Origin of the sequence: Caballeronia sp. AZ7_KS35, assembly GCF_023631045.1 — a bacterium.
Classification (GTDB): domain Bacteria; phylum Pseudomonadota; class Gammaproteobacteria; order Burkholderiales; family Burkholderiaceae; genus Caballeronia; species Caballeronia zhejiangensis.
Window position 1 is genome coordinate 682,047 of sequence record NZ_JALQDV010000001.1, and the last position, 18,374, is coordinate 700,420.

Here is an 18,374-nt window from a genome sequence, read left to right on the forward strand (position 1 = left end):
AAAGCGGGAGAACAGGATCGCTCTTCGCTACTGTAACCAAATCCGGCGTTACTCGTCGTCGGCGGCTTCGCGCCTGTTCGCCGCACTCGATACCGCGTCGTCATTGCCTGCCTGCGCGGCTTGCTCGTCCTGCGCGCCGGGTTCGCCCGAGCGACGCTTCGCGTTGCTGCGGCGCCGGCGCTTCTTCGGTGCGTTGCGATCCTTGCCGCCTTGCGACAGGAGTGCTTCGCGCTCGGCGTGATCGCCGTCGATGAAGTCGCTCCACCATTGGCCGATGGCCGCATCGAGCTCGCCCGATTCGCAACGCAACAGCAGGAAATCATACCCCGCTCTGAATCTTTGGTGTTCCAGCAGCTTCAGCGCGCTGCGGCCGCGTTTTTCCAGCCGATGCTGAAGACCCCAGATCTCGCGCATGTCGGACGAGTAGCGCTTGTGGATCGCGAGTTTCTCCGTCTGCATATCGAGGACATCGTCCATCGCGCGATGCAATGCGGGCACCGGATAGTCGCCGTTCGCGGTGTATTGCTGCCAGCGCGTCTGCACGTCGTGCCACAGGAGCGTCGCGAAGAGAAAGCCCGGCGACACGCCCTTGCCGGCGCGCACGCGCTCGTCGGTGCTGGTGAGCGCGAGCGTGACGAACTTCTCGCCGTGCGGCTGTTCGAGCACGACATCGAGCAGAGGCAACACGCCGTGATGCAGCCCTTCCTGACGCAGCCGCGTGAGACACGCGAGCGCATGGCCGGACAAGAGCAGCTTCAGCATCTCGTCGAAGAGACGCGCGGCCGGCACGTTGTTCATCAGGTCGGCGAGATCCTTGATCGGCGCGCGCGTGGCTTCATCGATCTCGAAGCCGAGCTTCGCCGCGAAACGCACGACGCGCAGCATGCGTACCGGATCTTCGCGATAACGCGTGGCCGGATCACCGATCATGCGCAACAGGCGCGCGCGGATGTCGGCCATGCCGTCGTGATAATCCAGCACCGTTTGCGTGGCCGGATCGTAGTACATCGCGTTGATGGTGAAGTCGCGGCGCGTGGCGTCTTCGTGCTGCTCGCCCCAGACGTTGTCGCGCAGCACGCGGCCGCTCGCATCGACGGCGTGCGTGCGCGCATCGAGCTCGCCGCGCTTGAGGCGTCGCGGCGGTTCGGCGGAAGGCTCCGGCGGCGCGTCCATGAGCGCGCGGAACGTCGATGTCTCGATGATCTCCTGCCCGAACTGCACATGCACGATCTGGAAGCGCCGGCCGATGATGCGCGCGCGGCGAAAGAGCTTCTGCACCTGATCGGGCGTGGCGTCGGTGGCGACGTCGAAGTCTTTCGGCGCGACGCCGAGCAGCAGGTCGCGCACCGCGCCGCCGACGATGAACGCGCGATGCCCGGCCTGCTGCAGGCCGTCGGTCACGCGTATCGCGTTCTTCGAGATCAGCGAAGGATCGATGCCGTGAATCTCCGACGACAGGATGACCGGCACGTTCGGATCGCGCTTCACGGGCGCGGCGGCTTTCTTGCGCGTGCTCTTGCGAGCGGGTTTCGGCGCGGCTTCGGAAGCAGCGGCGGGGACGTCGTGGCCTTCGTCGGCAGAGGCGGTTTCTTGCCCGAACAGCTTGCGGATGAGTTTTTTAATCACGAGTGTCGAACAGGTTCAGGATGCGCCAGCCTTTGGCTTGCGCGTGCGCGCGCAGGGTGTCGTCGGGATTGGTCGCGACCGGATCCGTGACGCGCTCGAGCAGCGGGATGTCGTTGTGCGAGTCGCTGTAGAAATAGCTGTGCTTGAAGTCGTCGAGCGTCTTGCCGAGCGTCGCGAGCCATTGCTCGACGCGCACGATCTTGCCTTCGCGATAACTCGGCGTGCCCGTCGGCCGGCCGGTGAGCGCGCCGAGCGGATGATCGTCGACCGTTTCGACTTCGCAGGCGATCAGCGTTTCGATGCCGAAGGCTTCGGCGATCGGCGCGGTGATGAACGCGTTCGTCGCGGTGACGAGGCAGCAGAGATCGCCTTCGTCCTGATGCTCGCGCACGAGCGTGACGGCGGCCGGCACGATGCGCGGGTTGATCACTTCGCGCATGAATTGCGCGTGCCAGTCGGTGAGCTGTTCGCGCGAGTATTTTGCGAGCGGGGCCAGCATCGCGTGCAGATACGCGTTGATGTCGAGCACGCCCGCCTTGTAATCGGCGTAGAAGGCGTCGTTCTGACGCGCGAAGGATTCCGCCTCGACGATGCCGAGCTTCACCATGAAGCGGCCCCATTCGTGGTCGCTGTCGGTGGGAATGAGCGTGTGATCGAGATCAAAGAGGGCAAGGTTCATGGGAGCGCATTCTACTTGAAGCGGGTCGGATCGTTGTCCGGCGCGGCGGGGCCGGATTCGGGGCCGTTCGGATCGGCGGGCGTTTCTTCCGGCGCCGATACGGGAACGAGGGGCGCGGCCCGGCCGGTTTGCTGGAGCATCGTGCGCAGCAGCGCTCGCGTCACCGCGCGCTTTTGTTCCAGGGAGAAGCGGTCGAGTTCGTCGAGCAGGGCCATGAGGCTCGGCATGTCGCGGCGAAAGTGCGTGAGCAGATAGGCGGGCACGTCGTCGGCGAGCACGATGCCGCGTTCGCGCGCCGCGTGCTTCAGCACCGATGCCTTCGCTTCGTCGGAAAGCGGCTGAAGATGGAACACGAGGCCCCAGCCGAGCCGCGTGCGCAGGTCTTCGCGGACCGTGAGCGCGAGCGGCGCGTCGTTGCCGGTGGCCACGAGCGCGCTCGCCGGATATGCGCGCACTTCGTTGAAGAGATTGAAAAGGGCGATCTGCTGCGCGGGGGAAAGGCGGTCGCAATCGTCGACGGCGTAAAGCGTCACGCGCGGATCGAACCCGAATGCGTTGAGCGCGCTCTGCGGGCCGAGATAGCGCGCATGGCCGTTCGCCTCGTGCGTGAGCGCCTGCAGCAGGTGGCTGCGGCCGCTGCCCGGCTCGCCCCACACGTAGAACGTGCGGTCGGCGACCGGCCCGGCCGCGAGCGCGCCTTCGAGTTCGCGCAGCCGCGCGATCAGTTCGTGATTGCCGGCGGCGAAAAAATTATCGAAGGTGGCGGGCGGCGGCGTGCCCAGATCGAGCGTCAGTTGGCGTTGCACGGGAGATCGGTATCGTCGGGCCTTGAGTCGGGCGAATCTTGAAAACTGCCGGATGAGCTGCGGGTATACGCGCAAAGCCGCGGCGGACGGCCTTGCGCGCCAATGGCTCGGGCGCTTCTGAGATTGTCTGCGATCTCGAAAAAAGCGCCTTCGCGGATTCTGGCGTGCGCGGGAAAATCCGGCTGGCCGACCGTCGACGGGTCATCATCGGGTAAAATCGCATTTTACCGACCTTCTTGCTCCTCCCTCCATGAATCAACCGAAATCCGCACCGGACGCCCAAGGTTTGTCGTATCGCGACGCGGGCGTGGACATCGACGCGGGCGACGCGCTCGTCGACCGGATCAAGCCGTTTGCCAAGAAAACGTTGCGCGACGGCGTGCTGGGCGGCATCGGCGGATTCGGCGCGCTCTTCGAGGTGCCGAAGAAGTACAAGGAGCCGGTGCTCGTATCGGGCACGGACGGCGTCGGCACGAAGCTGCGCCTCGCGTTCACGCTGAACCGGCATGACACGGTCGGCCAGGATCTCGTCGCGATGAGCGTCAACGACATTCTCGTGCAGGGCGCCGAGCCGCTCTTCTTCCTCGATTACTTCGCGTGCGGCAAGCTGGATGTCGACACCGCGGCGGACGTCGTGAAGGGCATTGCCACGGGCTGCGAGCTGGCGGGCTGCGCGCTGATCGGCGGCGAGACGGCGGAAATGCCGGGCATGTATCCGGACGGCGAATACGACCTCGCGGGCTTCGCGGTCGGCGCGGTGGAAAAGAGCAAGATCATCGACGGCAGCACGATCAAGCCGGGCGATGTCGTGCTGGGCCTGGCATCGAGCGGCATCCACTCGAACGGTTATTCGCTGGTGCGCAAGATCATCGAGCGCGCGAATCCGGATCTCAACGCCGATTTCGACGGCCGAACGCTTGCCGACGCGCTGATGGCGCCCACGCGCATCTACGTGAAGCCGCTCTTGTCGGCGATGCAAAGCGTCACGGTGAAGGGCATGGCGCATATCACGGGCGGCGGTCTCGTCGAGAATATTCCGCGCGTGCTGCGCGATGGGCTGACGGCGGAGCTGGATCATCGCGCGTGGCCGCTGCCGCCGCTGTTCGCGTGGCTGCAGAAGCACGGCGGCGTCGCGGATGCGGAGATGCATCGCGTGTTCAACTGCGGTATCGGCATGGCGGTGATCGTTGCGGCGGAAGATGCCGATGCGGCAACCGGCCTGTTGTCGGGCGCGGGCGAGCAGGTGTGGAAGATCGGCGTCGTGCGCGAGAGCAAGGAAGGTGAGGCGCAGACGGTGGTGGTTTGATAGTGCCGTTGTCGCGCTGATAAGAAAGACCCTCGCGAAGTGCGAGGGTTTTTTGTTTGGGGATTACATCGGCCGCATGTAAGGCGACCGAATTTGCTGCGGATTCGGCCCCAGTTGCGTGAGGAGGAAGTCCATAGCTGTCTTGTTATAGGCCGGTCTTGGATCGACGTGCGAAACGCCGTTGGGCAGGTAAGGCGGGCGCAATCCGGGTGTAAGCAACTCGCCCTTGTACAACGCGCCGTTGTATTCGACGATCCAGTTCGCGCTCTCCGTGAGCAGCCCGATAGAGGTCCCCTGCACCCGCATGTAGCGATGGCCGCCAAACGATTGGATTTCTCGCTTGTACCACGCGCTCAATTGATCGAGCGTGCGTGGGTCGCTGTATTTTTCGGATAGATCGACCCGAAGGAACGTCGTAAGCGCCTCGTAGCGCGGCACGTACATCTTCAAGCCAGGTGGCATCAACGCTGTATCGCCGGACGGAAACGACAGCCGCGGCATCAGGAGCGTTAAAGTGTCCTTCCTGCCTTGGAAGCTTTCGGTCGCGGCCGTGACTGTCTGACATTGGCGAGCCCGTGGCGCAGTGGCGCCGCTCAGCCAAGCCTTTTGATACTGAGCTTATAGAACGATCGTGTGCAAAATTTCAGTATGACTTTTCAGACTTTCGAAGTTTTCCTAATCGCTGCTACCGCCCGCTCCGTCGCGTCCCCCGCGCAGCAATCCACCACGACTCGCTCCGGCATCGCGCGCAGCCACGTCAACTGCCGCTTGCACAACTGCCGCGTCGCGAAAATGCCCTTGTCGCGCATCTCGTCGTAACCCGTCGTGCCGTCGAGATAGTCCCACGCTTGCCGATAGCCGACACAGCGCATCGACGGCATCGAAATATCCAGATCGCCGCGCGCACGCAACGCGCGCACTTCGTCGATGAAGCCGTGCGCGAGCATCGCATCGAAACGTGCGGCGATGCGCGCATGCAGCACCGCGCGATCCGACGGCTCCAGCGCGACCGGCACGAAGCGATACGGCGCATCCGCATCCTGAACGCGCGGCGCGGCGAGCAGCGCGGACATCGGCTGGCCGGACAGCATGAAGATTTCGAGCGCGCGCTGGATGCGCTGGGAGTCGTTCGGCGCAAGCCGCGCGGCGGTTTGCGGATCGACCGCCGCGAGCCGCGCATGCAGCGCGGGCCAGCCATCGCGGGCGGCGTCGGCGTCGAGGGCGGCGCGCACGTCGGCATCGGCGGTCGGCAGATCGTTCAGACCTTGTGTCAGCGCCTTGTAGTACAGCATCGTCCCGCCGACCAGCAACGGCACGTTGCCGCGCGCGACGATCTCGCCGACGAGCCGCAGCGCATCCGCACGAAACTGCGCGGCGGAATACGTTTCGGCGGGATCGATGATATCGATCAGATGATGCGGCGCCGCCGCGCGCTCCTCGGCGTTCGGCTTGGCCGTGCCGATATCCATCTCGCGATAGACGAGCGCCGAATCCACGCTGACGATTTCCACCGGATGCAGCGCCGCGAACGCCAGCGCGGCCGCGGTCTTTCCCGACGCCGTCGGCCCGAGAAGACACGCGACAGGCAAGGCGGAAGCGCTCATTGTCCGCGCATGAAGAGTCGGTCGAGATCGGCGAGCGTGAGCTGATACCACGTCGGACGGCCGTGATTGCACTGATCGGCGCGCTCGGTCGCTTCCATCTGGCGCAGGAGCGCGTTCATCTCGTCGAGCGTGAGCCGGCGATTCGCGCGCACCGCGTTATGACACGCGAGCGTGCCGAGCAATTCGTGCTGACGTTCGGTGAGCACGCGCGAGCCGCCATAGGCGTGCAGATCGGCGAGCACGGCGCGCGCGAGCGATTGCAGGTCGGCGTCCTTCAGCAACGCGGGCACGGCGCGGATCGCGATCGACGTCGGCGACAACACCGCGACATCGAAGCCGAGCGCATCGAGCGTCGCGCGCTCTTCCTCGACGATGCCGATCTCGACCGGCTCCGCTGTCATCGACACGGGAATCAGCAGGGGCTGCACCGCGATCGCGCGATCGGCGAGCGCGTGCTTGAATTGCTCGTAAAGAATGCGCTCGTGCGCGGCATGCATGTCGACGATCACGAGGCCGCGCGCGTTCTGCGCCAAAACATAGATGCCGTGAATCTGGCCGACGGCGAAACCGAGCGGCTGTTCATCGGCGTGATCGAGCGCACTGTCCGCACTGTCACTGGCGATCAGCGGCGCGGGAGGGCGCTCGTTCATCGACGGATACGGCGTGTCGATGGTCGTCGTCGCGCCTGACGTACCCGCGCCGATGTCCTTGCGACCGAACAGCGCGTCGTAAAGCGCGAGCGGCTGCGCGACGGGCAGCGTGCCCTGCGTCATGCGCGACTGGCGCATCCAGTTCGTGCCGTTCTCGCTTTTCAGCGTGAGCGAATCCGGCGTGCCGGCGAAAGGCTTTGCGCTGAACGAAGCCGGCCCGGTCGGCTGCAATTGCGCCGCGTGTCCGCCCGCCGTCGTTTCCGGCGACGCGCCCGCATGCCGCGCCAGCGCGCGCTGCACGGCGTGAAAGACGTATTGATGAATCGAGCGCGAATCGCGAAAGCGCACTTCGATCTTCGACGGATGCACGTTCACATCGACGGATTCGGGCGGCAAATCGAGAAACAGCACGTACGCCGGATAGCGATTGCCGTGCAGCACATCTTCATACGCGGCGCGCACGGCGTGCGTGAGCAGCTTGTCGCGCACGAAGCGGCCGTTCACGAAGAAATATTGCTGATCGGCGCGCCCGCGGCTCGCGGTCGGCAAACCCGCGCAGCCGTAGACCGCAAGCGGCCCGGCGCGTTCGTCGAGCGGCAGATGCGCGGTTTCGAACACCTCGCCGAGAATCTTCGCGACGCGCGTCTGCGGATCGCTCGCGTTCCAGTGCTCGACGGCTTTGCCGTTGTGCATCACTGAAATCGCGACGTCGGGCCGTGCGAGCGCCGTGCGGCGAATCACGTCGAGGCAATGCCCGAGCTCGGTCTGCTCGCTCTTCAGGAATTTGCGGCGCGCGGGCGTGTTGAAATACAGCTCGCGCACTTCCATTGTCGTGCCGACGGTGCCCGCGGCGGGCGAGATGGCGCCGGTTTGCGCGTCGATGCGCGTCGCGTGCGGGCAGCTTTCGGTGCGGCTCGTGATGAACAGTTCCGCAACCGACGCGATCGACGCAATCGCCTCGCCGCGAAACCCGAGCGTCGCGACGGCTTCGAGTTCCGCGAGCGAGCGGATCTTGCTGGTCGCGTGGCGCATCAGCGCGAGCGGAAGCTCGTTCGGCGGAATGCCGCAGCCGTCGTCGGCGATCACGATGCGTTTCACGCCGCCTTCGTCGAGCGTGATGCGCAGTGTCGTCGCGCCGGCGTCGAGTGCGTTTTCCAGCAGTTCCTTGACGACCGACGCAGGCCGCTCCACCACTTCGCCAGCGGCAATCTGGCTGATGAGCTGATCGGGCAGCGGGGCGATGGCGCGCGGACGGCGCGCGGCATCGGCTGTCGAAGCGCCAGCGGAGGTTTCGTTTAGGTCGGACATGGCGAAATTATAACGATTCGCAACGTTCGGGCTTCGAGTGGCCGGCTGCATCGGTCCGGACGCGCACGTATCCAAGAGCGCGGGCCAGAGCGGGACTTTCTTGCGCCGCAATTTATTTGCATTACTGAGTTTTTTTCGGGTCCACGCGTACAATGCATTACGCCGCCGCAAGAGAGTTCTGCCAGGCCGCGCGCAATCAATCCGTCGATCTCACTCACGCAATATTTCGCTCGCACCGCCAATTTGTTTGCCATCGAGGCGGCGATTCCTGCTGAGTATGAATTCGTTTGTGTTCCGAATGCCGCGTTCGCGACCGTTGAATCGGGTAATCGTCACGGCCTAATAATCATTTCGGGCATTAATTGTTTAAGAGTTTTCGTATGGCCGCGACGATTTTGATCATGCCGGTTATCCGCAAATGCGGAGCGATTCAGCCACGGGATTCCGCCGGAGGCCAAATGTATTGGGTAATGTTTTCGAAACTTCAGAAAAAGGATAATTCATGTCCCGTATCGCTTCAGAAAAAAAGAAACCGACTGGAAATCATGCCGTGACCGAAGCGCCGCCGACGAAAGGCCAGCAGGCAGGCGCGCATTCCAGTCATAAGAACGCGGAAGCAAAAACTCAGAAAAGTCGTGTGGCGGCAAACGGTAAAAGCGGAAACAACTTTCCGAATGTGCTCGTGCATGGGTTTTGCGGTTGGGGTCGCGAAACGCTGACGAGCAAGATTTATCACTATTTCGGCGGCACAGGCGATATTCAGGAATATCTCAATAATAGGGGTTACCAGACTTTCACCGCTGCGGTCGGACCGTTATCCAGTAACTGGGACCGGGCCTGCGAGCTTTATTATTTCTTGAGGGGCGGCGTGGTGGATTACGGCGCGGTGCATTCGGCGCGTTACGGCCACGAACGTTATGGACGTTCGTATCCCGGCGTATTTCCCGAATGGAGCGAAGAACACAAGGTTCATCTGATCGGGCACAGCATGGGCGGCCCGACCATCCGCACTCTCGTGCAATTGCTGGAACATGGCGATCCGGATGAAATTGCCTTCGCGCCGAGTTCGCGGGAAGCCGGCACCTCCGAACTCTTCAAGGGCGGCAAGCAATGGGTACATAGCATCACGTCCATCGCTGGCGTCAACAACGGCACCCCGGTCGCAGACGATCTCGGCGAGCCGATGTCCGACCTGCTATTGAGCCTGGCGAGCCTGTGCGGCGCCGATAACCGCGATCTGCTTTTCGACTTCGACTTGAAGCAGTGGGGCATCCACCGCGAGAAGGGCGAGGATCTGGTCGAATACGCCAAAAAGATCATCCTCAGCAAGGCCTGGAAGACGACTGACAGCGCAATCTACGATCTTTCCTTCGCCGCGGCCCGACTGCAGAACATCTGGGTAAAGACGTCGCCGCACACTTATTACGCTTCGTATTGCGCCGATGGAACGGTGCCCGGCCTCGCCGACACGCGTGTTCCGATGTCGAACATGAACCCGTTGCTCCTCGGCGGCGGCGCGGCGCTCGGCCTCAATGAAAGGGATCTTGCGGGCGGATTCCTGAACTGGCGTCCCAATGACGGTTGCGTCCCGGTTCCGTCGGCGCAGTACCCGATCGGGCACGCGCACGAGTTCGTCGAGCACCACCCCGCTCATCCGCCGAAGAAGGGCGTCTGGTACGTTCATCCTCCGATCGCCGGCGTGGATCATATCGGCATCGTGCAGCCGGTCGGCAGCACGACGCTCGAGTGGCTGGAGGAATTTTTTGGGAAAATCGCGGCCTATAACAAGGCGCTGCCAATTTAGCGACCCGGCCGGAGCCTGATCTTTCCTGTGGGGCTTTCGGGCGCCGGTTTGCGCGCGCTTCCGGGTGAACATTCGTGTGAGCGAGCCCGGCGCCGCGCCACTTCGGTATCATGGCGCGACTCCCGCATTTGTTGCCGATGCGCCGCTTTTCCGGCGCCGGCTTACTTTTTGAGGAAAATTTTTGGACACGTTGCTGCAATTCCTGGGACTCATCCTTCACATCGACAAGTCGCTCGGTGTCTTCATCCAGAATTACGGCGCCTGGGTGTACGCGGTGTTGTTCCTGATCGTGTTCTGCGAAACCGGGCTCGTCGTGTTTCCGTTCCTGCCGGGCGATTCGCTGCTGTTCATCGGCGGCGCGTTCGCCGCGTCGCACGAAATGGATCTCTTCGCGCTGATCGCGCTCCTGCTCATCGCGGCCGTGACCGGCAACACGGTGAATTACTGGATCGGCCGCGCCATCGGGCCGAAAGTTTTCGATACGAACATTCCCGTGCTCGAGCGCTTTCTGGACCGCGCCGCGCTGCAGAAAACCCACAACTTCTACGAGAAGCACGGCGGCAAGACGATCGTGATCGCGCGTTTCGTGCCGGTGGTGCGGACGTTCGCGCCGTTCGTCGCGGGCGTGTCGTCGATGAGTCACGGGCGCTTCCAGCTCTTCAATATTCTGGGCGCGCTCATCTGGGTGCTGTTGCTCGTGTTGCTCGGCTATTTCTTCGGCAACATTCCGTTCATCAAGCAGTATCTGAACGTGATCGTGCTGGTGGGGATCGGCGCGGCCATCGTGCCGGTGGCGATCGGCGCGCTATGGAAGATGAGCCGTCGCAATTCGAAGGCTTGAGGAAGAGCGGGATGCGCGAGGCCGTCGGATGCCGGCCTCGCTCACGCCGCGAAACCGCTTAACGGCGCCGGAACAGGCGGATCACGAAAAGCAGCACGACCGCGCCGATCACCGCGGTGATCAGCGTGCCGAGGATGCCGCCGCCGAACGAGATGCCGAGCGTGCTGAAGAGCCATCCGCCGATCACGCCGCCGACGATGCCGACGAGAATGTCGACGATCACGCCGAAGCCGCTGCCGTTCATGATGAGGCCGGCGAGCCAGCCCGCCACGCCGCCGATGATGAGGCTGAGGATGATTCCGTGTTGCATGATTTGCATGCGTTGAGACTCCAGTCGAATTGAGAGATGCGGGACGCAGGCGGGACCTGCAATCGGGCGCGGGCAATGTAGCGGAAATGACCGTGGCGGGGGATTGTCAACTGTCAAGGATTGTCGATGCAGCGTCGGCAAACAGCGCGGACGACAGATGACACATGGCCGGGGCAAAATACGTCAAAAATTTGGATTGCCAAAAGGTTCCGTCGGCGCTTGGGCGAAGTGTGTCGTTTAGGTCACTGAGGCGAATTTGTATCTGTAATGTTTTATGCTGGCGGAATTGGTTGAAAAAGTTCAAGACGACAAGCATGAGAAAGCTGGTGGTGATGCACAAGGAAGGTTTCGGATCGGGCCCGCGCGGGGCGATCGCGGGCGTGGCGCTCGCAGCGGGGTTGGCTGCCGGATTGACGGGATGTTCATCGACGCCGCGCGAGCCCGCGCCGATCGTCGAAAGTTCCGCGCTGAGCGCGCCGCCGGTGGTGCAGAGCGGGTCGCCGATCGTGACGCCCGCGCCAGTCGTGCCGCTCGGGCCGACGACACCCGCGCCCGTCGAACCGGGCTTTTATCGCGTTAAGCCGGGCGACACGCTTTACGGCATTTCGCGCACCTTCAAGCAGAAGCCCGCTGATCTGGCCAAGTGGAACACGTTGCCGGAAAGCAGGCAGGTGAACGTCGGGCAGGTGTTGCGCGTGATGCCGCCGGGTGCGTCGTCAACGACGGTGAGTTCGGCGACCGCCGGATCGAAGATGGCGCAGCCGCCGCTTCTGCCGACGCCGGAGAAATCTGTGGCGCAGAAGCCAGCGGCGGAAAAGCCCGCCGCTGCGGCCAGCGAAGAACATCCATCCGCAGTCACCGCGACTGCATCCAAGGGCACCTTCGTCTGGCCCGCGCACGGCGACGTCGTGCGCAAGTTCGGCGCGAGCGGCAACAAGGGCATCGACATCGAAGGCAAGGTCGGGCAGCCAGTCAAGGCAGCGGCGTCGGGCAAGGTCGTGTATGCGGGAAGCGGCTTGCGTTCCTACGGGCGCATGATCATCGTCAAGCACGGCAACGATTATCTGACCGCCTACGCGTACAACGAGAAGCTGCTCGTGAAGGAAGGCGATTCCGTCAAGCAGGGCGCGACCATCGCCGACATGGGCACCGGCCCGGGCGGCACGCCCGCGCTGCATTTCGAAGTGAGAAAGTCGGGCACCGCGGTCGATCCGATGCCGTTGCTCGGCGCGGCCGGCGGCTGATTCCTGGCCGGGCGGGAAGGGAGCCGAAAGGTGAAGAAGATCATGATCGCCGCGCTGACCGCGGCGTCGCTGACGTCGCTGCTTTCCGGCTGCGAGCAGCAGCAGAGCGAGGAAGCGTTGAACAAGCTCAAGGCATTTTTCAATGCAGTGAAGCCGGACAACTTGCTGCTCAAGAACCTGCAGCCCGGCGTGACGACCGAGGCGCAGATCCGCGACCAAATGGGCGAACCCGAGACGGAGCGCACGTTCACCGACGGAAGCAAGCGCCTCGAATATCCGCGCGGCCCGGCGGGCACGAACACCTACATGGTCGATCTCGACCCCCGCGGGCATTTCGTTTCCGTGACGCAGGTGCTGACCGCCGAGAACTTCGCGAAAGTGCGCCTCGGCATGACGATGGACGAAGTGCGCAGACTGCTCGGCAAGCCGACCGAAATCGCGGAGTATCGGCTGAAGAAGGAGCGCGTCTGGAGCTGGCACTGGCTCGAAGACGGCGTGAATCAGGACGCCATGTTCAACGTGCACTTCGGACCGGATGGCACCGTGGTGACGACGTCGCGTTCCGAAGCGATCCGCGGCGGTCAACGCTGATTCCGGGCATGACGACGATGAGTGATTCGGTGACATACGACACGCGCCTTCGCCTGATGGACGAAGCGTCGCGCTATCGCGATCAGGCGTCGCGCCAGGCCGGCGCAAAGCAGCTTGTGCTCTGGGATTGCGGGCGCGGGCATCGCTGGGACAAGACGCTCGACATCGCGCAGAACGTGCGCTGCATGAATTGCGCGACCGAGCGGCGCGAATTGGAGACGAAGCGTCTGCAGGACATCGCGCAAGCGCGCGGCGGCGCGCTGCTTTCGCACCGCTATGTCGATGCCGCGACGCCCTTGAGCTGGCGATGCGCGTACGGTCACGTTTGGGATGCGACTCCCGATGCGGTGTCGCGCCATTGGTGCAGCGAGTGCGCGCGCACCGTGTTCGCGGCCGTCCGCTGACCGATCCAACGGCATCAAAGAAAAAGCCGGCGAATGCCGGCTTTTGAGCTTCTTTGTCGGGGCGCTGGCCTCTTTCGCCTGCGACTCGTCGCGCCGTTGGCAAAAACTCGCGCTTTGCTTTTTTATTCTCGCGCTTTGCTTTTACCCACGACCTGATCGAGTGCCGCCCATCCTGTTTGTCGGTCTCTCAGCGCGTTTTGCTGCTGCCCCCCGTGCGCTGGAAAAAGTATTGCAAATGGCCATTCCTAAGAATGTACGCTCGCAAACACATTCGCAAATTGATAAGCATCTGCGGGGAAGTCCCGATCCGCGAAGCGATCTTCAGTCGGCCGACGACACCGTTTCCACACGCCCGATACCCGAACGCATGTTCGCCGCGACAAGCGATTGCGTGACCATGCGCGCTTCCGCCTGCGCGATGTGCTCGAGCGTCGCTTCTTCCAGTTGCGCCGCGAAAACGGCGAGCGCCGTGCACAGACGTGCGTGCTGACCGGCATCGAGCGTCCAGACGCCTTCGTCCGAATGACGCGCGTCCAGTTCGACGAGCGCTTCGTGCGCAAGCGTGATGTCGTGGTCGCATTCCGCCGCGTGGCCCAACTGGCACAACTCTTCCGCGACCAACATGTGACGGCATAGCGTCATGAAGAGCGGCTGCGATCCGTGTCCGCGATGAAACGCGTCGAGCGCCACATAGCAGCGCAGCAGCATCGCGTCGATCATCGGTTCGCGGGCGGCGCGGCTGTAGGTCAGCGCGCGCAGAAGCGGCGACATCGCGGGACGGGCGGATTTCATGTTCGTCGATTTCTTCTTCACGGCAGAGCTCCCGAAAAAGGTGTTCGCTTAACGCCGGTGCTGTCTGTCGCGCCGGGACGCGAATGCGTTGGATGCGTTTGGATGCGTTTGACGTTGAAAGCATCATCGCACCGGAAAATTAGCTGTGTCTTAAGGCGCGTAACCGCCGGATGCCTGCCAGCTATAACGCCGCGCGACGACGGCGGTGGACGCATGTGCTGTGACATTTGTAAGTAAAAGTCGCAAGAGGCCGCTGTGCGATGTGGCCTAGGGTGAATACATATGTTGTGTTAATTTTGTCGATGGCAACATATGTATCATTCCACTCTCAAAGAGGACGTCATGAAATTTGCGTCGTTGCTCACATCGACTGTCGCGTTATCTCTGGTTCCGGGCGCAAGCTACGGCCAATCCACGATTGCCAAGGTCCAGAGCGCCAATCTCATCGCGATCGGGCATCGCGAGACGTCGGTGCCGTTTTCGTACGTCGATGCGAACAACGACGTCATCGGCTTTTCGCAGGACTTGTGCAACAAGGTGATCGATGCGGTCAAGGCGAAAACGAAGCATCCGGATCTACGCGTGCGCTTCATTCCGGTGACATCGCAGAATCGGATTTCGCTCGTGCAGAACGGCACGGTCGATCTCGAATGCGGCGTGACGACGAATCTCACGTCGCGGCAGAATCAGGTTGCGTTTTCGGACACGTTCTTCGTCGCGACGACGCGTCTGCTGACGAAAAAGGATTCCGGCATCAAGGACTTTCCCGATCTCGCGGGCAAGACCGTCGTGACGAATCAGGGCACGACGTCCGAGCGCATTCTTCGCAAGATGAACGAAGAGAAGAAGATGAACATGAGCATCATCAGCGCGAAGGATTACGGCGAAGGGCGCGCGACGCTCGAAACCGGCCGCGCGGTGGCCTACATGATGGACGACGTGCTGCTCGCCGGCACGCGCTCGCTGACGGCGAAGCCGTCGGACTGGGTGCTCGTCGGCACGCCGCAGTCGTCGGAGGCGTACGGCTTCATGATGCGTCGCGACGATCCCGAGTTCAAAAAGCTCGTCGACGACGCCATGAGTCAGGTGATGAAAAGCCCCGAGATCAAGACGATGTACGACAAGTGGTTCATGAAGCCGGTGCCGCCGAAGAACATCAACTTCGATTTTCCGATGAGCGAAGCGATGCAGAAGCTCTACGCCGAACCGAACGACAAGGCGTTCGAATAGCGCGACGGCGCGCGCGTCATTCCGCGAAGGGCAGATCCGTCTGCCCTTCGGCGCGCATCGCGAACGTGTTGAGGGTCATCGCGACGAGCGCGTAATAGCCCAGCAAGCCGACGAGATTCACGACGACCGTGTGCCCGAAGCGCGCGACGGCGGCGTCGTAGGTTGCATCGCTCACGCGCTTCGTGTCGTAGAGTTCGCTGGCGAAATCGAAGATGAGCTTGTCGTCGGCATCGGCGAATGTCGGCGTCTTTCCCGTGCGCAGCGCTTCGGCGAGATCGGCGGGCAGGCCGGCATCGAGCGCGATCGGATGATGAATGTGCCATTCCGCCTGCGAGCGCCAGCGCGCCGCGGTCACGAGAATCGCAAGCTCGGAAAGGCGCAGCGGCAGGCCGGTCTCGTAGCGGCAGAACGCGCCGAGTTTTTGCGCGTGCTGCGCGAGTTCCGGGCTGAAGATCCAACCGAGAAACGGCCCGTTCAGATTGCCGCGCGGTCCGCTCACGATGTCCTGCAACACGGCTCTTTGCGCATCGGAAGCCTGCGCGATGTCGAAATCGGGAAGTCGCTTCTTCATGTTTGTTCTCACTGGATGACGGAAAGCGCGCCATCGATTGCATCGGAGAGCCGCTCGACGATCGTCTCGATTTGCGCGCTCGTCGTGATGAACGGCGGCGCGATGAGTACGTGATCGCCGATGCGGCCGTCGACGGTGCCGCCCATCGGATACACCATGAGGCCGCGCTTCATCGCCTCGCTCTTGATGACCGCGTGCAGCCTGTGCTTCGGATCGAACGGCATCTTGCCCGCGCGATCCTGAACCAGTTCGACGCCGGTGAACAGGCCGCGGCCGCGCACATCGCCGATGAACGGATGATCCGCATGCCGCTCGCGCAGCAACGCGCGCAGTTGTTCGCCGCGCGCCTTCACGTTGTCGAGCAGTTTGTCTTCGGCGATGACTTTCTGCACTTCGAGCGCCGCAGCGCACGCCGTCGCGTGACCGATATACGTGTGGCCGTGCTGAAAGAAGCCCGAGCCGCCGACGATCGTATCGAAGATCGCGTTGCTGACGAGCGTCGCGCCGATCGGCTGATAGCCCGCGCCGAGACCCTTCGCGATCGCGAGAATATCGGGCGACACGCCGTCTTCCTCGCACGCGAACAGATGACCGGTGCGGCCCATGCCCGACATCACTTCGTCGAGGATCAGCAGCACGCCGTATTTGTCGCAGACCGCGCGGATCTTGCGGAAGTATTCGCGCACGGGCGGCACCGCGCCCGCCGTCGCGCCGACGACCGTTTCCGCGACGAACGCCGCCACCGATTCGGCTCCGAGTTCGAGAATCTTCGCGTCGAGTTCATCGGCGAGACGTTGCGCGAAGGCTTCGTCGGTTTCGCCCGCCCGCTGTTCGCGATACGCGAAGCAGGGCGTGACGTGATGCGCTTCGATCAGCATCGGCAGGAAGGGCTCGCGCCGCCACGCGTTGCCGCCGATCGCGAGCGCGCCGAGCGTGTTGCCGTGATAGCTCTGCCGGCGCGCGATGAAATGCCGGCGCGCGGGTTCGCCTTTCTCGACGAAATACTGGCGCGCGAGCTTGAGCGCGGCTTCCATCGCTTCGGAGCCGCCGGACACGAAGTAGACGTGGCCGAGATTTTTCGGCGCGGCATCGATGAGCCGGTCGGCGAGTTCTTCGGCGGGCTCGGTCGTGAAGAACGACGTGTGCGCGTACGGCAACTGCTGCACTTGCCGCTGGATGGCTTCGATCACGCGCGGATGGCTGTGTCCGAGACACGAGACGGCTGCGCCGCCGCATGCATCGATGTAGCGTTTGCCGGTCGAATCGACGATCTCGATGCCGTCGCCGCGGACGGCGACCGGAAGCGTGGCGCGCGGCGCGCGATGAAATACCGTGGTCATGGTGCCTGCCTTTCGAATGCGGAATGCGCGTGCAACACGCGATGTGGCATTCTAGCGTGATAACAACATATGTTGTCAATATCGCGTGTGACGCAACGCGCGGCCGATTAGCTCGCCGCGTAGGCGCCGTGCGCGTGCAGCGCGGCTTCGGCCTGTTCGAGATGGGCGACGGCGTCCTTGCCTTCGAGCGCGAGCAGATGCGCGACGAGCATCTCCGCCAGCGCCGACGCCGCGACGAGCGACGGAAAGAACGACGGCGATTCGTGCGCGAAGATCAGCGTGTGATCGGCGTTCAGCGCGATGGGCGACACGGCGCTGTCAGTGAGCGTGATGAGTTTCGCGCCGCGCTCGATCGCCGCCTGCGCGACGCGCACGGCTTCGACGGAATACGGTGCAAAGCTGACGACGACCACCGCGTGCTTTTTCTCGATGCCGCGCAGTTGCATTTCGAGCGTGCCCGCTTCGCCGCTGACCAGACTCACCGACGGCCGAAACAGGCGATATCCATAAAGCAGGCCGAACGCGACGGGATAGCACGACCGAAAGCCCGCGACGTGCACATGCGGCGCTTTCTTGAGCGTCTTCGCCGTATCGACGACGCTCTGCGCGTTTTGCGCGAGCGTGAGTTCGAGATTGTGCGATTGCGCGTGTGCGAGATCGCGGCTCAGGTGATTGTCGGCGCCGCCTTTGACGAGCGAACGGGCGCGCGTCGTCAGCGGCTCGGGGCGCGTGCGTACGCGGCTCACGAAAATTTCGCGCAACTCGTTCCAGCCGGGGAAGCCGAGTTGCTGGGAGAGACGGACCATCGCGGCGGGCTGGACCTTGGCGCGCTCGGCGACCTTGCGCATCGAGAGGACGGCGACTTCGTCGGGATAGTCGAGAAGGAAGGCGGCGCCGGCCTGGAATTGCGGGCTCAGATCGGGGAAGCGGTCGCGGATCGTCGCCGCGAGTTGGTCGAAGGTGGGCACGTTCTGGATGCTTGAGGAAGCGGACGCGCTATTTAAGCATGAGCGCGACGTGGAGAGCGGTCGCGCGCAGAAAACAAAAAAGCCGCTGTCCTTGTGGAACAGCGGCTTTTTCTTGAAGCTGGTGGCGAATCAGGGACTCGAACCCCGGACCTGCGGATTATGATTCCGTCTCAAAGCCCTGCTATAAGGCTGCTATGCTTTACAAAACAACGATCTACGAAGGATGACGCTGCTTTGTATCCGCATTGTCTTGCTTTGCCGTTGACGCTGCGTTGACAGTTCGTGTCCGAACAAACATCG

The 18,374-nt window shown here is 63.1% G+C and carries 19 protein-coding genes; 8 read left to right on the forward strand and 11 right to left on the reverse strand.

Annotation, left to right across the window (positions count from 1 at the left end; all coding sequences use genetic code 11):
* Window positions 1-48: 48 nt before the first annotated feature.
* The 3 genes from pcnB to hda are packed head-to-tail and all read right to left on the reverse strand — an operon-like array spanning window position 49 to window position 3,111.
* Window positions 49-1,626 carry a polynucleotide adenylyltransferase PcnB gene (gene pcnB / locus NCT05_RS03270; protein ID WP_008351395.1) on the reverse strand — a complete coding sequence of 526 codons (1,578 nt, stop codon included), beginning with the start codon at window positions 1,624-1,626 and terminating at the stop codon, window positions 49-51.
* Window positions 1,619-2,305 carry a histidinol-phosphatase gene (locus NCT05_RS03275; RefSeq protein ID WP_008351393.1) on the reverse strand — a complete coding sequence of 229 codons (687 nt, stop codon included), beginning with the start codon at window positions 2,303-2,305 and terminating at the stop codon, window positions 1,619-1,621. The genes pcnB and NCT05_RS03275 overlap by 8 nt, the downstream gene beginning before the upstream one ends.
* Window positions 2,306-2,316: 11 nt before the next feature.
* Window positions 2,317-3,111, reverse strand: coding sequence for a DnaA regulatory inactivator Hda (gene hda, locus NCT05_RS03280; protein ID WP_008351391.1), 795 nt, complete (start codon window positions 3,109-3,111; stop codon window positions 2,317-2,319).
* 250 nt (window positions 3,112-3,361) lie between these two features.
* Here hda and purM point away from each other — a divergent pair, with 250 nt between their 5' ends.
* A complete protein-coding gene (gene purM, locus NCT05_RS03285) occupies window positions 3,362-4,417 on the forward strand; it encodes a phosphoribosylformylglycinamidine cyclo-ligase (RefSeq protein ID WP_008351388.1) in 1,056 nt (351 codons plus the stop codon).
* A gap of 63 nt (window positions 4,418-4,480) precedes the next feature.
* Here the strand turns inward: purM and NCT05_RS03290 are convergent, their stop codons facing one another.
* The 3 genes from NCT05_RS03290 to mutL all read right to left on the reverse strand — a co-directional run bounded on the left by NCT05_RS03290 (window position 4,481) and on the right by mutL (window position 7,979).
* Entirely contained in the window at window positions 4,481-4,918 is a 438-nt protein-coding gene (locus NCT05_RS03290; RefSeq protein WP_244807701.1) for a hypothetical protein, read from the reverse strand.
* Between the two features lie 155 nt (window positions 4,919-5,073).
* Window positions 5,074-6,021 (reverse strand): tRNA (adenosine(37)-N6)-dimethylallyltransferase MiaA, encoded by a 948-nt coding sequence (gene miaA / locus NCT05_RS03295; protein WP_250501731.1) that lies wholly within the window; start codon window positions 6,019-6,021, stop codon window positions 5,074-5,076.
* Window positions 6,018-7,979: a DNA mismatch repair endonuclease MutL gene (mutL, locus tag NCT05_RS03300; protein WP_250501732.1), complete on the reverse strand. Its 1,962-nt coding sequence runs from the start codon at window positions 7,977-7,979 to the stop codon at window positions 6,018-6,020. Before mutL ends, miaA begins: the two co-directional genes overlap by 4 nt.
* 502 nt (window positions 7,980-8,481) lie before the next feature.
* Between mutL and NCT05_RS03305 the strand changes: the two genes are divergently transcribed.
* Window positions 8,482-9,783, forward strand: coding sequence for an esterase/lipase family protein (locus tag NCT05_RS03305; protein WP_250501733.1), 1,302 nt, complete (start codon window positions 8,482-8,484; stop codon window positions 9,781-9,783).
* Window positions 9,784-9,964: 181 nt separating this feature from the next.
* Window positions 9,965-10,624, forward strand: a complete 660-nt coding sequence (locus NCT05_RS03310) for a DedA family protein (RefSeq protein ID WP_008351380.1) — start codon at window positions 9,965-9,967, stop codon at window positions 10,622-10,624.
* A gap of 58 nt (window positions 10,625-10,682) precedes the next feature.
* On the opposite strand, the gene NCT05_RS03315 is transcribed toward NCT05_RS03310, so the two are convergent.
* Entirely contained in the window at window positions 10,683-10,934 is a 252-nt protein-coding gene (locus NCT05_RS03315) for a GlsB/YeaQ/YmgE family stress response membrane protein (RefSeq protein WP_008351379.1), read from the reverse strand.
* Window positions 10,935-11,248: 314 nt separating this feature from the next.
* Here NCT05_RS03315 and NCT05_RS03320 point away from each other — a divergent pair, with 314 nt between their 5' ends.
* Genes NCT05_RS03320 through NCT05_RS03330 form a run of 3 tightly spaced genes read left to right on the forward strand, consistent with a single transcriptional unit; the run spans window position 11,249 to window position 13,173 of the window.
* The gene (locus NCT05_RS03320) at window positions 11,249-12,178 is read left to right on the forward strand and encodes a peptidoglycan DD-metalloendopeptidase family protein (RefSeq protein ID WP_034470705.1); all 930 of its coding nucleotides are present in this window, start codon (window positions 11,249-11,251) and stop codon (window positions 12,176-12,178) included.
* Between the two features lie 42 nt (window positions 12,179-12,220).
* Complete coding sequence (locus NCT05_RS03325) at window positions 12,221-12,769, forward strand: lipoprotein (protein WP_033536569.1); 549 nt, start codon at window positions 12,221-12,223, stop codon at window positions 12,767-12,769.
* An 8-nt stretch (window positions 12,770-12,777) separates the two neighbouring features.
* Window positions 12,778-13,173, forward strand: coding sequence for a hypothetical protein (locus tag NCT05_RS03330; RefSeq protein WP_008351376.1), 396 nt, complete (start codon window positions 12,778-12,780; stop codon window positions 13,171-13,173).
* Window positions 13,174-13,494: 321 nt separating this feature from the next.
* Here the strand turns inward: NCT05_RS03330 and NCT05_RS03335 are convergent, their stop codons facing one another.
* Entirely contained in the window at window positions 13,495-13,986 is a 492-nt protein-coding gene (locus tag NCT05_RS03335) for a hypothetical protein (protein WP_008351375.1), read from the reverse strand.
* A 321-nt stretch (window positions 13,987-14,307) separates the two neighbouring features.
* Between NCT05_RS03335 and NCT05_RS03340 the strand changes: the two genes are divergently transcribed.
* Window positions 14,308-15,195 carry a glutamate/aspartate ABC transporter substrate-binding protein gene (locus NCT05_RS03340; RefSeq protein ID WP_250501734.1) on the forward strand — a complete coding sequence of 296 codons (888 nt, stop codon included), beginning with the start codon at window positions 14,308-14,310 and terminating at the stop codon, window positions 15,193-15,195.
* 16 nt (window positions 15,196-15,211) lie between these two features.
* Here the strand turns inward: NCT05_RS03340 and NCT05_RS03345 are convergent, their stop codons facing one another.
* The 3 genes from NCT05_RS03345 to NCT05_RS03355 all read right to left on the reverse strand — a co-directional run bounded on the left by NCT05_RS03345 (window position 15,212) and on the right by NCT05_RS03355 (window position 18,074).
* Window positions 15,212-15,766 (reverse strand): carboxymuconolactone decarboxylase family protein, encoded by a 555-nt coding sequence (locus NCT05_RS03345; protein WP_175979832.1) that lies wholly within the window; start codon window positions 15,764-15,766, stop codon window positions 15,212-15,214.
* Window positions 15,767-15,774: 8 nt separating this feature from the next.
* Window positions 15,775-17,106 carry an aspartate aminotransferase family protein gene (locus tag NCT05_RS03350; RefSeq protein ID WP_250501735.1) on the reverse strand — a complete coding sequence of 444 codons (1,332 nt, stop codon included), beginning with the start codon at window positions 17,104-17,106 and terminating at the stop codon, window positions 15,775-15,777.
* Between the two features lie 107 nt (window positions 17,107-17,213).
* Window positions 17,214-18,074 (reverse strand): MurR/RpiR family transcriptional regulator, encoded by an 861-nt coding sequence (locus NCT05_RS03355; protein ID WP_244807706.1) that lies wholly within the window; start codon window positions 18,072-18,074, stop codon window positions 17,214-17,216.
* Between NCT05_RS03355 and NCT05_RS03360 the strand changes: the two genes are divergently transcribed.
* Window positions 18,067-18,237 (forward strand): hypothetical protein, encoded by a 171-nt coding sequence (locus tag NCT05_RS03360; protein ID WP_250501736.1) that lies wholly within the window; start codon window positions 18,067-18,069, stop codon window positions 18,235-18,237. The two genes, NCT05_RS03355 and NCT05_RS03360, sit on opposite strands and share 8 nt — an antisense overlap.
* Window positions 18,238-18,374: the final 137 nt, after the last annotated feature.

Bases quoted from the DNA above. Each gene is read 5' to 3' on its own strand.
- NCT05_RS03275 (WP_008351393.1), bottom strand. From the start codon at position 2,305: ATGAACCTTGCCCTCTTTGATCTCGATCACACGCTCATTCCCACCGAC.
- NCT05_RS03290 (WP_244807701.1), bottom strand. From the start codon at position 4,918: ATGCCGCGGCTGTCGTTTCCGTCCGGCGATACAGCGTTGATGCCACCT.
- miaA (WP_250501731.1), bottom strand. From the start codon at position 6,021: ATGAGCGCTTCCGCCTTGCCTGTCGCGTGTCTTCTCGGGCCGACGGCG.
- mutL (WP_250501732.1), bottom strand. From the start codon at position 7,979: ATGTCCGACCTAAACGAAACCTCCGCTGGCGCTTCGACAGCCGATGCC.
- NCT05_RS03340 (WP_250501734.1), top strand. From the start codon at position 14,308: ATGAAATTTGCGTCGTTGCTCACATCGACTGTCGCGTTATCTCTGGTT.
- NCT05_RS03350 (WP_250501735.1), bottom strand. From the start codon at position 17,106: ATGACCACGGTATTTCATCGCGCGCCGCGCGCCACGCTTCCGGTCGCC.
- NCT05_RS03320 (WP_034470705.1), top strand. From the start codon at position 11,249: ATGAGAAAGCTGGTGGTGATGCACAAGGAAGGTTTCGGATCGGGCCCG.
- purM (WP_008351388.1), top strand. From the start codon at position 3,362: ATGAATCAACCGAAATCCGCACCGGACGCCCAAGGTTTGTCGTATCGC.
- NCT05_RS03325 (WP_033536569.1), top strand. From the start codon at position 12,221: ATGATCGCCGCGCTGACCGCGGCGTCGCTGACGTCGCTGCTTTCCGGC.
- NCT05_RS03305 (WP_250501733.1), top strand. From the start codon at position 8,482: ATGTCCCGTATCGCTTCAGAAAAAAAGAAACCGACTGGAAATCATGCC.
- NCT05_RS03315 (WP_008351379.1), bottom strand. From the start codon at position 10,934: ATGCAACACGGAATCATCCTCAGCCTCATCATCGGCGGCGTGGCGGGC.
- NCT05_RS03330 (WP_008351376.1), top strand. From the start codon at position 12,778: ATGACGACGATGAGTGATTCGGTGACATACGACACGCGCCTTCGCCTG.
- NCT05_RS03345 (WP_175979832.1), bottom strand. From the start codon at position 15,766: ATGAAGAAGCGACTTCCCGATTTCGACATCGCGCAGGCTTCCGATGCG.